General features: G+C 60.0%; 13 protein-coding genes. 11 read left to right on the top strand and 2 right to left on the bottom strand.

Annotated elements, in window-relative coordinates:
- Positions 1 to 95: 95 nt before the first annotated feature.
- Entirely contained in the window at positions 96 to 2,141 is a 2,046-nt protein-coding gene (paaZ, locus tag VGM55_RS22425) for a phenylacetic acid degradation bifunctional protein PaaZ (RefSeq protein WP_331636746.1), read from the bottom strand.
- A gap of 284 nt (positions 2,142 to 2,425) precedes the next feature.
- Between paaZ and paaA the strand changes: the two genes are divergently transcribed.
- From paaA to paaK, 11 genes are read left to right on the top strand one after another with little or no spacing between them, the layout of a single operon-like run.
- Positions 2,426 to 3,355 (top strand): 1,2-phenylacetyl-CoA epoxidase subunit PaaA, encoded by a 930-nt coding sequence (gene paaA / locus VGM55_RS22420; RefSeq protein WP_038472097.1) that lies wholly within the window; start codon positions 2,426 to 2,428, stop codon positions 3,353 to 3,355.
- A gap of 11 nt (positions 3,356 to 3,366) precedes the next feature.
- A complete protein-coding gene (gene paaB / locus VGM55_RS22415) occupies positions 3,367 to 3,654 on the top strand; it encodes a 1,2-phenylacetyl-CoA epoxidase subunit PaaB (protein ID WP_331636745.1) in 288 nt (95 codons plus the stop codon).
- An 8-nt stretch (positions 3,655 to 3,662) separates the two neighbouring features.
- Entirely contained in the window at positions 3,663 to 4,418 is a 756-nt protein-coding gene (gene paaC, locus VGM55_RS22410; RefSeq protein ID WP_331636744.1) for a 1,2-phenylacetyl-CoA epoxidase subunit PaaC, read from the top strand.
- 10 nt (positions 4,419 to 4,428) lie between these two features.
- The gene (paaD, locus tag VGM55_RS22405; protein ID WP_331636743.1) at positions 4,429 to 4,923 is read left to right on the top strand and encodes a 1,2-phenylacetyl-CoA epoxidase subunit PaaD; all 495 of its coding nucleotides are present in this window, start codon (positions 4,429 to 4,431) and stop codon (positions 4,921 to 4,923) included.
- 7 nt (positions 4,924 to 4,930) lie between these two features.
- Positions 4,931 to 5,998, top strand: coding sequence for a 1,2-phenylacetyl-CoA epoxidase subunit PaaE (gene paaE / locus VGM55_RS22400; protein WP_331636741.1), 1,068 nt, complete (start codon positions 4,931 to 4,933; stop codon positions 5,996 to 5,998).
- A complete protein-coding gene (gene paaF, locus VGM55_RS22395) occupies positions 5,998 to 6,765 on the top strand; it encodes a 2,3-dehydroadipyl-CoA hydratase PaaF (RefSeq protein ID WP_331636740.1) in 768 nt (255 codons plus the stop codon). Before paaE ends, paaF begins: the two co-directional genes overlap by 1 nt.
- Entirely contained in the window at positions 6,765 to 7,553 is a 789-nt protein-coding gene (paaG, locus tag VGM55_RS22390; protein WP_331636755.1) for a 2-(1,2-epoxy-1,2-dihydrophenyl)acetyl-CoA isomerase PaaG, read from the top strand. The genes paaF and paaG overlap by 1 nt, the downstream gene beginning before the upstream one ends.
- Positions 7,554 to 7,555: 2 nt before the next feature.
- Positions 7,556 to 8,980 (top strand): 3-hydroxyacyl-CoA dehydrogenase, encoded by a 1,425-nt coding sequence (locus VGM55_RS22385; protein ID WP_154188952.1) that lies wholly within the window; start codon positions 7,556 to 7,558, stop codon positions 8,978 to 8,980.
- Positions 8,970 to 9,395 carry a hydroxyphenylacetyl-CoA thioesterase PaaI gene (paaI, locus tag VGM55_RS22380; RefSeq protein ID WP_331636738.1) on the top strand — a complete coding sequence of 142 codons (426 nt, stop codon included), beginning with the start codon at positions 8,970 to 8,972 and terminating at the stop codon, positions 9,393 to 9,395. Before VGM55_RS22385 ends, paaI begins: the two co-directional genes overlap by 11 nt.
- The gene (gene pcaF, locus VGM55_RS22375; RefSeq protein ID WP_331636737.1) at positions 9,392 to 10,600 is read left to right on the top strand and encodes a 3-oxoadipyl-CoA thiolase; all 1,209 of its coding nucleotides are present in this window, start codon (positions 9,392 to 9,394) and stop codon (positions 10,598 to 10,600) included. Before paaI ends, pcaF begins: the two co-directional genes overlap by 4 nt.
- A gap of 23 nt (positions 10,601 to 10,623) precedes the next feature.
- Positions 10,624 to 11,940 carry a phenylacetate--CoA ligase PaaK gene (gene paaK / locus VGM55_RS22370; protein ID WP_154188949.1) on the top strand — a complete coding sequence of 439 codons (1,317 nt, stop codon included), beginning with the start codon at positions 10,624 to 10,626 and terminating at the stop codon, positions 11,938 to 11,940.
- Positions 11,941 to 12,210: 270 nt separating this feature from the next.
- Here the strand turns inward: paaK and VGM55_RS22365 are convergent.
- Positions 12,211 to 12,450: hypothetical protein (locus tag VGM55_RS22365; protein WP_331636736.1), on the bottom strand; the 240-nt coding region annotated here is incomplete at its 5' end.

Raw genomic sequence — 12,450 nt, 5'->3', positions numbered from 1 at the left:
GATTGGTTAATTATTTGTTCCCTCTCCCTTTTAGGGAGAGGGTTAGGGTGAGGGTCAAACCAGAGGCGATGACTTGCCTGTCTGGCATTTAAGACTCAAGCGGTAAAATCACCGTTCAGGCGGGCAACGAGGGTGAGGATCGAGTAGCGGGCAACGACCTGCTGATGCTGGTTGGTGATATCCACCGCCCATTCCACCACGCCAACCGGCTTATCTTCCGCCGTTTTCTGCGGTTTGGCGGTTTTACGTTTGCAGGTCAGGCGCACCTGAATGGTATCGTCGATTTTTACCGGCTCAATAAAGCGCAGGTTTTCCATGCCGTAGTTGGCAATCACCGGCCCGACGCCTGGGTCAACAAACAGCCCGGCGGCGGCGGACACCACAAAGTAGCCGTGCGCCACGCGTTCGCCAAAGAAAGATTCTGCTGCGCCAATTTTATCGGTATGGGCATAGAAACGGTCGCCGCTCAGGTTGGCGAAGTTGGCGATGTCGGCTTCGGTCACGGTGCGGCGGGCGGTGAGAATGCTTTCCCCTATACGCAGCTCCTCAAAGTGTTTGCGGAACGGATGCACGGCATCTTCCTGAACCCGAGCGCCGTAGTTCCACTGTCCGCTAACGGCGGCAAGCATCGTTGGGCTGCCCTGAATAGCGGTGCGCTGCATGTAGTGTTTCACCGCGCGCAGGCCGCCCAGCTCTTCGCCGCCGCCCGCGCGGCCAGGGCCGCCGTGAACCAGCATCGGCAGCGGTGACCCATGCCCGGTAGACTCGACAGACGATTCCTGGTTCAGCACCTGAATTCGTCCGTGCGCGCGGGCTGCGCCGAGAATAAATTCACGTGCAGTTTGCTCATCGGCGGTGACCAGCGTCCCGGCAAGGCTGCCCTGGCCGGCGCGAGCCAGCGCCATAGCGTGTTCAGCATCCCGGTACGGCATCACGGTGGCAACCGGGCCGAAGGCCTCAAGCTCGTGCACCGCAGGCGTTTCATCCGGCTGCTGGCAAAGCAAAAGGGTCGGCGGGAAGAACGCGCCCGGCTGAGCGAGATCTGCTTTACCGCCAAGCACGGCTTCGCATCCGGCGGCAATCAATTGGTCAACTTTACGCTGCACGTCATCCCGCTGTTCAAGGCTGACCAGCGCCCCCATGCGCACGCCTTCCACCGCCGGGTCGCCTGGTTGAATTTTCCCCAGTTTTGCCTTCAGCGCTTCGATCACCGAACCCAGCCGGTTTTGCGGCACGATAATCCGGCGAATCGCGGTACATTTTTGCCCGGCCTTGGCGGTCATTTCACGCACGACTTCGCGCACAAACAGCGCAAATTCAGGCTGCTCAGGCGTCACATCTTCTGCCAGCACGCAGCAGTTCAGTGAATCCGCTTCCATGGTAAAGGGAATAGAACGGGCAACGATATTTGAGTGACAACGTAACTTTTGTCCGGTGCTGGCCGACCCGGTAAACGTCACCACATCCTGCTCATCTAAATGCTCGAACAGGTCACCCACGCCGCCGCAAATCAGGCCGATCGCCCCATCCGGCACCAGGCCGGATTCAACTATCGCTTTGACCATCGCCTGGGTTAACTGCGCGCTGGCCGTGCCGGGTTTAACGATCGCGGGCATACCGGCCAGCCAGGTCGGGGCCAGCTTCTCGAGCATCCCCCAGCAAGGGAAGTTAAACGCGTTGATGTGCAGCGCCACGCCGGACTTAGAGGTGAGCACGTGGCGGGCGGCAAATCCGCCCTGTCTGGAGAGCGGAATCAACTCGTCTTCCGGCCACAGCGTGTCATCCGGCAGCTCGCGGTTGCCCATTCCGGCGTAGGCAAACAGCGTGCCGATCCCGCCTTCAATATCTACCCAGCTATCAGCGCGGGTCGCCCCGGTTTGGTACGAGACCTCGTAGAACGCCTCTTTTTGCGCCAGCAGATGCTTAGCCACGGCTTTTAACATTGCGGCGCGCTGGATAAACGTCATCGCCTGCAGTGCCTTGCCCCCTTGTTCAACGGCGAAGCGTTTTGCCGCCGCCATATCCGCGCCTTCGCTGGTCACCTGCCACAGCGGTTCGCCGCTAACGGCATGAAAAATGGTTCTTTCTTTACCCTGGCCGCTAAACCACGTCCCGGACAGATAGCTGGTTAACTTTTGCATCTCACTCTCCATTACATGCTGCATTTAATGCTTACAGTGTTTATTTTATGAATCATAAAAATCAAGCTGTAATTTAATAAATTGTTAACAATGCGATGAGGTGTGATTTTTGTTATTTATTTATATCAATGATAAATAGGGGTTTAGCGAAATTTTACGTGATAGACCTCACAATCATACCGTGTAATCTTTGCGATCTTCGTTAACTTATCTGTAACTTTTAGTCATGATGTGATTCGCAATATCGCAATGTGTAGCATTAAATTGAATCATAAGGTGATGCCGTGACAGAACAAGAACGCTTTGACGAGCGCATCCAGCAGGAAACCGCCATAGAGCCGCAGGACTGGATGCCGGAGGCTTACCGCAAAACGCTGATCCGCCAGATAGGCCAGCATGCGCACTCGGAAATTGTCGGCATGCTGCCGGAAGGCAACTGGATAACGCGTGCGCCCAGCCTGCGCCGCAAGGCCATTCTGCTGGCCAAAGTGCAGGATGAAGCCGGGCACGGCCTGTATCTCTACAGCGCCGCCGAAACCCTGGGCTGCGCCCGGGAAGATATCTACCAGAAGATGCTCGACGGCAAGATGAAGTACTCCTCCATCTTTAACTACCCGACGCTCAACTGGGCCGACATTGGGGTTATTGGCTGGCTGGTTGACGGCGCCGCTATCGTCAACCAGGTCGCGCTGTGCCGGACTTCTTACGGCCCTTACGCCCGTGCGATGGTGAAAATCTGTAAAGAAGAAAGCTTCCACCAGCGTCAGGGGTTTGAAGCCTGCACCGTGCTGGCGAAGGGCAGCCCGGAACAGCGCCAGATGCTGCAGGACGCCATTAACCGCTTCTGGTGGCCGGCGCTGATGATGTTCGGGCCCAACGACGACAACTCGCCAAACAGCGCCCAAAGCCTCGCCTGGAAAATCAAACGCTTCGGTAACGACGAGCTGCGCCAGCGCTTTGTCGACAACACGGTGCCGCAGGTTGAGCTGCTGGGCATGACCGTGCCGGATCCCGATCTGCATCTGGATGAGGCTACCGGCCACTACCGCTTTGGCGACATTGACTGGCAGGAATTTAACGAAGTAGTGGCCGGGCGCGGCTTATGCAACGAAGAGCGCCTTGCCGCCAAGCGTAAAGCCTGGGAAGAGGGGGCATGGGTGCGCGAAGCCGCCCTTGCGTATGCCGAAAAACAACAGGCCCGCACCGCCGCCTGAAGGAGTAAGAGATGAGCAAAATTTACTGGCCGCTGTACGAAGTGTTTATCCGTAATAAAAAGGGGCTGTCCCACCGCCATGTCGGCAGCCTGCACGCGGCCGACGGCCAGATGGCGCTGGAAAACGCCCGCGACGCCTACACCCGCCGCAGCGAAGGCTGCTCCATCTGGGTGGTGAAAGCGAGCGAAATCGTGGCCTCGCAGCCGGAAGAACGCCCGGAATTTTTCGACCCGGCAGACAGCAAAGTCTACCGCCACCCGACGTTTTACACGCTGCCTGACGGCATCGAGCACATGTGAGGCCGCCAATGACACTCGATCCTGTAGCGACCTACAGCCTGCGCCTCGGCGACACCTGCCTTGTGCTCGCCCAGCGCCTGAGCGCCTGGTGCGGTCATGCGCCGGAGCTGGAAATTGACCTGGCGCTGGCCAACATTGGCCTCGACCTGCTCGGCCAGGCACGCAACTTCCTGACCTACGCCGCCGAGCGGGAAGGCGAACACATTGATGAAGACAGGCTGGCCTTTGGGCGTGATGAACGTGAATACCGCAACCTGCTGCTGGCGGAACAGCCCAACGGTGATTTTGCCGAAACGCTGGTGCGACAGTATCTGCTGGACGCCTGGCACGTCTCGCTGTTCGGCCGTCTGGTGGAAAGCCAGGACCCGCAGCTGGCAGCTATCGCGGCCAAAGCGATTAAAGAAGTCCGTTACCACCTGCGTTTCAGCCGCGGCTGGCTGGTTCGTCTGGGGAACGGCACCGCGCTTTCTCAGGTAAAAACGCAAAGCGCGCTGAACAAACTGTGGCGCTTCAGCGGCGAAATGTTCGTTGCCGACGAGCTGGAAATGACGCTGGCAGAGCAGGGGATCGCGGTCGATCCGCTTAGCCTCAAAGCCGAATGGCTGCAAGAAGTGACCGCCGGGTTGAGCGAGGCCTCGCTGCAGATACCGGGAGAAGCGCCATACCGCACCGGCGGTAAGCAGGGCTTACACACCGAACACCTCGGCCCGCTGCTGGCTGAAATGCAGTACCTGCAGCGCGCTTACCCAAACCAGCAATGGTAAGGAGGAGAGGATGCAAACCGCCACGCTTCAGCCCGCCGCCGTCCGCGACGTCTGGCGTCTGCTGAGTGAAATCAGTGACCCGGAAATCCCGGTGCTGACCATCACCGACCTTGGCATGGTACGCAGCGTAGAACACGGCGAGGACGGCTGGCATATCGGCTTCACGCCGACGTATTCAGGTTGCCCGGCGACCGAGTTCTTGCTCGCGGCCATCAGAGAAGCGATGGAGGGTGCAGCCCTAAGCCCGGTGCATATCAAGCTGGTTTTGCATCCCGCCTGGACGACGGACTGGATGTCGCCGGAGGCCAAAGCCCGGCTGCGCGAATACGGCATCAGTCCGCCGCAGGGGCATGCCTGCCACGCAACTGTCGCCGCCCAGGTGACCTGTCCGCGCTGCGGGAGCGAACACACTTCGCTCATCAGTGAATTCGGCTCCACGGCCTGTAAAGCGCTTTATCGCTGCGACAGCTGCCGGGAACCCTTTGATTACTTTAAATGTATTTGAGGATGCTATGCCTTTATTTCATTCCCTGAAAGTGGCACGTATCGAACCCGAAACCGCAGAGGCGGTGGCGATCACGTTTGCGGTGCCGGACGCGCTGCGCGGGCAATATCGTTTTCGCCCTGGGCAGCATTTGACACTCAAAGCCCGCCTGGGTGATGAAGAGCTGCGCCGCTGCTATTCCATTTGCCGCTCTGACAATCCGGGCGAGATCTGCGTCGCGGTCAAAGCCATTGAAGGCGGCCGTTTCTCGCAGTACGCGGTCAGTGATTTAACCGCCGGCATGTCGCTGGAAGTGATGGTGCCGCAGGGGACGTTTGGCTATCAGCCGGAATCGGAAACTCGCGGGAACTATCTGGCGCTGGCGGTGGGCTCCGGCATTACGCCGATGCTGGCGATTATCGGCGCCACGCTTGCCACGGAGCCACAAAGCAGCGTGACGCTGGTCTACGGCAACCGCAGCAGCGCCAGCATGATGTTCCGCCAGGCGCTGGCCGACCTGAAAGACCGTTACCCGCAGCGTCTGCAGCTGATTTACCTGTTCAGCCAGGAAAAATCGGACAGCGAATTGCTCAGTGGCCGCCTGGACGGCGCGAAGCTAAAACAGCTCGGCGACTACCTGCTGGACGTCAAAGGCTTTGACCGCACCTTTATCTGTGGCCCGCAAAGCATGATGCAGGTAGCCGAAGCCACGCTGAAAGAGATGGGCGTGGCGCCGCAGGATATCTACCTCGAGCATTTCAACACGCCGGGCGTTACGCCCAGCGCTCGTTCTCGCGCTCAGGCGGCCGGTAAAACCGTGATCCTGCGCCAGGACGGCGTGGATCGCCAGATAACGCTGACCGCCGGGGACGAAAGCATTCTCGACGCGGCGCTGCGGCAGGGCGCGGATCTGCCGTATGCCTGCAAAGGCGGCGTCTGCGCCACCTGCCGCTGCAAGGTACTGCGCGGCGAAGTGGAAATGGGCGTCAACTACAGCCTCGAGCCGGATCAGCTGGCCGCAGGCTACGTGCTGAGCTGCCAGGCGCTGCCGAAGGGCGACGACGTGGTGCTCGATTTTGACGCGCAGGGGCTGTGATGAGCGAACTTCTAAGCCAACAGAGCGGCCGGGTGCTGACCCTGACGCTGAACCGCCCGCAGGCTCGCAATGCGCTCAACAACGCCCTGCTGACGCAGATCGCTGAAGCGCTGGAAGCCGCGCAGCAGGACGAATCCATCGGTGCCGTCGTTATCACCGGCCACGAGCGCTTTTTCGCCGCCGGAGCGGACTTAAAAGAGATGGCGAGTCGGGATATGCCCGCCACGCTGAACGATCCCCGGCCCCAGCTTTGGGCGCGTATTGAACGCTTTCCAAAACCACTGATCGCCGCCGTCAACGGCTATGCGCTCGGCGCAGGCTGCGAGCTGGCGCTGCTGAGTGACATCATCGTTGCCGGGGATAACGCGCGCTTCGGCCTGCCGGAAATCACGCTGGGGATTATGCCCGGCGCGGGCGGCACCCAGCGGCTTATCCGCAGCGTAGGCAAGGCGCTGGCTTACCGTATGGTACTCAGCGGCGAAGCTATCGACGCGCCACAGGCGTTACGTGCCGGGCTGGTTGCCGAGGTACATCCTGCTGCGCTGACGCTTGAATACGCGCAGAAACTTGCCGCAAGCATCGCTCGCCATGCGCCCCTTGCGCTGCAGGCCGCGAAAAACGCGCTTCAACAGGCGCAGAACACGGGCCTGAGCCAGGGCCTGCTGCAGGAACGTCAGCTGTTTACGCTGCTCGCCGCCACCGAAGATCGTCAGGAAGGCATCGCCGCTTTTCTGGAAAAACGACCTGCTGAATTCAAAGGACGTTAATCATGAGTTTTATTGTTAGCGATGTGCAAAACGGGGTGATGACCCTGACCCTGAACCGCCCGGAGCGGCTGAACAGCTTTAACGACGAGATGCATCGCCAGCTGGCGGAAATCCTGACCCAGGCCGAAAGGGATGAAACCATCCGCTGCCTGCTGATCGCCGGTGCCGGACGTGGCTTTTGCGCCGGGCAGGATCTCAACGACCGCAACGTTGACCCAAGCGGCGATGCGCCAGACCTGGGCTATTCCGTTGAAACTTTCTATAACCCGCTGCTGCGCCGCTTGGCGAAGTTGCCGAAGCCGGTGATTGCTGCGGTCAACGGCGTTGCGGCCGGAGCCGGTGCCACGCTGGCGCTGGGCTGCGACATGGTTATTGCCGCACGTTCGGCAAAATTCATTATGTCTTTCAGCAAGCTGGGCCTGGTGCCCGACTGCGGCGGCACCTGGTTCTTACCCCGCCTGACCGGGCGGGCACGCGCTATGGGGCTGGCATTACTTGGCGACACGCTGAGCGCGGAACAGGCGCACGAGTGGGGCATGATCTGGCAGGTAGTGGATGACGAACAGCTAAGCGATACCGCCCGCCAGCTGGCTCAACACTTGGCTACTCAGCCGACCTTTGGTCTGGGGCTTATCAAAAAAGCGCTTTACGCCTCGGAAACCAACACCCTGGACGCCCAGCTGGACCTGGAGCGGGACTATCAGCGCCTGGCCGGCCGCAGCGAAGACTATCGCGAGGGAGTTTCAGCTTTTCTGGCGAAACGCCCGGCGACCTTTAAGGGGAAATGAGCATGCTGACACCTGATGCTGTGATTGCGGTAATAGGCAGCGGCACCATGGGCGCGGGAATTGCGCAGGTGGCCGCCAGCGCAGGCCATGCCGTCTGGCTGTATGACATTCAGCCCGGCGCGGCAAAGCGTGCGATTGACGGCATTGACACCGCGCTAAGCGCTCGCGTAGCCAAAGGCAAGCTGGATGATGCCAGCCGTCAGTCAACCCTTGCCCGGCTGCATCCGGCAGAAACGCTGGAAGATTTGGCTCAGGCTGAGCTGGTGATTGAGGCAGCGGCCGAACAAATTGACATCAAACAGGCGATCTTCCGCGATTTAGCGGCGGTCTGCGGCGCTGATACCGTCTTTGCCAGCAATACCTCATCCATTTCCATCACCGCCATCGCCAGCGGAATCAGCCATCCGGCACGCGTGGTCGGGCTGCATTTCTTTAACCCTGCGCCGGTGATGAGGCTGGTGGAGGTGGTCAGCGGGCTGGAAACCTCGCCGGAAATTGCCGAGCGGCTTTGTGAGCTGGCGCTGCGCTGGGGAAAACAGCCGGTGCGATGCCACTCCACGCCGGGATTTATCGTTAACCGCGTGGCGCGGCCGTTTTATGCCGAAGCCTGGCGTGCGCTGGAGGAGCAGGTGGCTCCGGCTGCGGCCATCGACGCGGCTTTACGCGACGGCGCGGGCTTCCCGATGGGGCCGCTGGCGTTAACCGATCTGATCGGCCAGGACGTCAACTTCGCCGTGACCTGCTCGGTGTTTAACGCCTTCTGGCAGGAGCGCCGCTTTTTACCTTCATTAACCCAGCAGGAGCTGGTGCTGGGCAAGCGCCTGGGCAAGAAAACCGGGCAGGGCGTTTACCGCTGGCCGCTTGAGGCGACGCCGGAATACCAGCCTCAGGTGCCCGAAGAATTTGCCGCAAAACAGGCCACGCAGTCCGGCAAAACGCTTGAGCTTGACGGCATTGTGGTCGCCATTACCAACGGTATGACCGCCACTGCCATGTCAGCCGAACTGAAACGTCCGGTGGTGCTGCGGGACAGGCTGGCCGATTCCTCTCTGGAAGTGCTGGCCGCCTCGGCTTTGGTTACGCCGCAGCAGCTGGCGAAGGTCATCCATTACTTCCAGCGGCAGGGTAAACAGGTACTGGTGATTAACGACTACCCCGGCATGCTGGCGTGGCGCACGGTGGCGATGCTGGCCAACGAAGCGCTGGACGCGCTGCAGAAAGGCGTGGCCGGAGAAGCGGATATCGATACCGCGATGCAGCTCGGCGTTAACTATCCACAGGGGCCACTGGCCTGGGGAGCGCGGCTGGGCTGGCAAAATGTCTTAACGCTACTGGAAAACCTCCAGCGCCACTACGGCGAAGAGCGTTACCGCCCGACGTCTTTACTGCGCCAGCGCGCGCTGCTGGAGAACCAACATGAGCACTAATGCCTGGGATAACGCTCGCCTGATGTACGCGCGGGACAACTGCGCCAAACAGATGGGAATCGAAGTGATTGAGATGGGCGACGGTTTTGCGCTGCTCACCATGACCATCACCGAGGCCATGCTCAATGGCCACCAGACCTGCCACGGCGGGCAGCTGTTTACCCTGGCCGATACCGCCTTTGCCTACGCCTGCAACAGCCAGGGGCTGGCGGCCGTAGCATCCGGTTGCAGCATTGAATTTCTGCGCCCCGGCAAGGCGGGCGACCGATTGAAAGCGGTGGCCAGGGTGCGCCAGCAGGGGCGACAGACCGGCGTCTACGACATCGAAATTATTAATCAGGATGAGAAGACGCTGGCGCTGTTTCGCGGCCGCGCCCATCGCATAGGGACAACGCTTTCAGGAGAAAAATTATGAGTCAGGCTTTTATTTGCGATGGCGTTCGTACCCCGATTGGCCGCTACGGCGGGGCGCTTTCGAGCGTGCGTGCGGATGACCTGGCCGCGCTGCCGTTAAAAGCGCTGTTGGCACGTTACCCTAATCTCGACTGGAGCGCCGTCGATGACGTTATCTTTGGCTGTGCGAACCAGGCCGGGGAGGATAACCGCGATGTGGCGCGCATGGCGACGCTGCTGGCGGGTATACCTGTCGACGTTCCGGGCACAACCATTAACCGCCTGTGCGGTTCCGGGCTGGATGCCGTGGGCTTTGCCGCTCGCGCCATTAAAGCCGGTGATGCCCAGCTGATGCTGGCGGGCGGCGTGGAATCCATGTCCCGTGCGCCGTTTGTGATGGGCAAAGCCAGCTCGCCGTTCCAGCGTCAGGCGGAGATGTTTGACACCACCATCGGCTGGCGTTTTGTGAACCCGCTCATGGCCGCGCAATTTGGTACTGACAGCATGCCGGAAACGGCAGAGAATGTAGCGGAATTGTTAAAAATAAGCCGCGAAGACCAGGACCTGTTTGCGTTTCGCAGCCAGCAGCGCACCGCCCACGCACAGCAAAAGGGCATTCTGGCCGAAGAGATCGTGCCGGTCACGCTCAGCGGGCGCAAAGGGGCTGTGGCCGAAATGCATGAAGACGAGCATCCGCGCGCAGAAACCACGCTTGAGCAGCTGGCGGCGCTAAAAACGCCGTTCCGCGCAAACGGCGTAGTGACGGCGGGCAATGCTTCCGGCGTGAACGACGGGGCGGCGGCGCTGATTATCGCCAGTGAAGCCGCCGCGCTGCAGCACGGGCTGACGCCAAAGACGCGTATTGTCGCCATGGCGACGGCGGGCGTAGAGCCGCGTTTGATGGGGCTGGGGCCGGTTCCGGCGGTGCGAAAAGTGCTGGAAATTGCCGGGCTAAGCATCCACGACATGGACTTAATTGAACTAAACGAAGCCTTCGCCGCGCAGGCGCTCGGCGTGCTTCGCCAACTGGGGCTCCCGGATGATGCCCCGCATGTGAATCCTAACGGCGGCGCGATTGCGTTAGGACACCCGCTGGGGATGAGCGGAGCCAGACTGGCGTTAACGGCCAGCCTGGAGCTGCACCGGCGCGGCGGGCGGTATGCCCTTTGCACCATGTGTATCGGTGTGGGTCAGGGCATTGCCCTGATCCTTGAGCGTGTGAGCTAGTCAAACCTGCGAGTACCCTAATAATGATAACCTCTGAAACTAAGCTGGAACCGATTGAAACCGCGTCGCTGGATGAGCTGCAGGCCCTGCAAACGCAGCGCCTGAAATGGACGCTTAACCACGCTTATAACAACGTCCCGATGTATAAGCGCAAATTTGACGCCGTGGGCGTGCACCCTGACGATTTTAAAGAGCTAAAAGACATTCGCCTGTTCCCTTGCACCACCAAGCAGGATCTGCGCGATAACTATCCTTTTGATACTTTCGCCGTGCCGATGGAGCAGGTCGTTCGTATTCACGCTTCTTCCGGGACGACGGGCAAACCTACGGTTGTGGGCTACACCCAAAACGACATTGATACTTGGGCTAACCTGGTGGCGCGTTCGCTGCGTGCCGCAGGCGGAACGCCAAAAGATAAAATTCATGTCTCCTATGGCTACGGGCTGTTTACCGGCGGGCTGGGCGCACACTACGGCGCAGAGCGCCTCGGGGCGACCGTTATCCCGATGTCCGGCGGGCAGACTGAAAAACAGGCGCAGCTGATCCGCGATTTTCAGCCGGACATGATCATGGTCACGCCGTCCTGGTGCCTGAACCTGATTGAAGAGCTGGAACGCCAGATGGGCGGCGATGCCAGCGGCTGCTCGCTGCGCGTGGGCGTTTTTGGCGCGGAGCCGTGGACCAAAGCCATGCGGGCAGAAATTGAACGCCGCTTAGGCATCACCGCGCTGGATATTTACGGCCTGTCAGAAGTGATGGGGCCGGGCGTGGCGATGGAGTGCCTGGCGTCGCGCGATGGCCCGACGATTTGGGAAGACCATTTCTACCCGGAAATCGTCGATCCGCAGGGCGGCGTGCCGCTGGAAGACGGCGAGCACGGCGAGCTGCTTTTCACCACGCTGACTAAAGAGGCGTTGCCGGTGATCCGCTACCGCACCCGCGACTTAACGCGCCTGTTGCCGGGCAGCGCGCGCACCATGCGCCGTATGGACCAGATTTCCGGCCGTTCCGACGACATGCTGATCATTCGCGGCGTGAACGTGTTCCCGTCGCAGCTGGAAGAGGAGATCCTGAAATTCCAGCATCTGGCGCCGCATTATCAGCTGGAAGTACATCGTCGCGGTCACCTTGACACTCTGGCGATCAAGGTGGAGCTGAAGGAGAGCAGCCTGTATCTCAGCCACGAGCAGCGCTGTGGGGTTTGCCACGAGCTGCGGCATCGCATTAAGTCGATGGTAGGGATTTCAACGGATATCACCATCGTGAACTGCGGCAGCCTGCCTCGCTCAGAAGGCAAAGCTATCCGGGTTTGCGACCTGCGTCAGGCGGCTAATCATTAACTGTACGTGACATTGTCACTAATAACGGGCCGATGGATAACAATCCACTGCCCGTATTTCTTCCCGGCCGCAGTAATTGCAAATCTTTTTGTCTTCTTACATGAGATCGGAAAGCCTTTGCACCGGTGCAATCTGCCATTTTCCAGGAAACCCAAAGGCCTCATTCCAAAACATCACGGGCTTTCACCGTTGGGCAGGAACTGGTGATGCACACCAATTGATTTAACTTATTGTTTTTCATGGTGTATTTATCGCCAGTAGTTATTCCGTTCACCTATAGTTCGATTTTCCCTGCACGTTCAGATCACGGTGAACGTGTCCGGGGGATAACGCCATCCCCCGAACAGCCCCGGCGCCCGGCAGGCTCACCGCCGCTGAAGCGGTAAACCCACCGGCTATCACCCAAACATTCGGGGTCGTTCGCGATTCGTTCCCGACGATCGCTCTCTTTCGCTGCTCCCGGCAGCTCAACCCCGCCTGAGTTGGGTCATCACCGGGGGCGATGAGAGC

The organism is Cedecea sp., assembly GCF_036500665.1.
In the GTDB taxonomy this organism is placed as follows: domain Bacteria; phylum Pseudomonadota; class Gammaproteobacteria; order Enterobacterales; family Enterobacteriaceae; genus Cedecea.
The sequence above is the reverse complement of the archived record's forward strand: the minus strand, read 5'-3'. Positions and strand labels throughout refer to the sequence as shown.

Coding starts and splice junctions, on each gene's coding strand:
- paaI (WP_331636738.1), top strand. CDS start 8,970: ATGAGCACTAATGCCTGGGATAACGCTCGCCTGATGTACGCGCGGGAC.
- VGM55_RS22385 (WP_154188952.1), top strand. CDS start 7,556: ATGCTGACACCTGATGCTGTGATTGCGGTAATAGGCAGCGGCACCATG.
- paaF (WP_331636740.1), top strand. CDS start 5,998: ATGAGCGAACTTCTAAGCCAACAGAGCGGCCGGGTGCTGACCCTGACG.
- pcaF (WP_331636737.1), top strand. CDS start 9,392: ATGAGTCAGGCTTTTATTTGCGATGGCGTTCGTACCCCGATTGGCCGC.
- paaD (WP_331636743.1), top strand. CDS start 4,429: ATGCAAACCGCCACGCTTCAGCCCGCCGCCGTCCGCGACGTCTGGCGT.
- paaZ (WP_331636746.1), bottom strand. CDS start 2,141: ATGCAAAAGTTAACCAGCTATCTGTCCGGGACGTGGTTTAGCGGCCAG.
- paaK (WP_154188949.1), top strand. CDS start 10,624: ATGATAACCTCTGAAACTAAGCTGGAACCGATTGAAACCGCGTCGCTG.
- paaC (WP_331636744.1), top strand. CDS start 3,663: ATGACACTCGATCCTGTAGCGACCTACAGCCTGCGCCTCGGCGACACC.
- paaB (WP_331636745.1), top strand. CDS start 3,367: ATGAGCAAAATTTACTGGCCGCTGTACGAAGTGTTTATCCGTAATAAA.
- paaE (WP_331636741.1), top strand. CDS start 4,931: ATGCCTTTATTTCATTCCCTGAAAGTGGCACGTATCGAACCCGAAACC.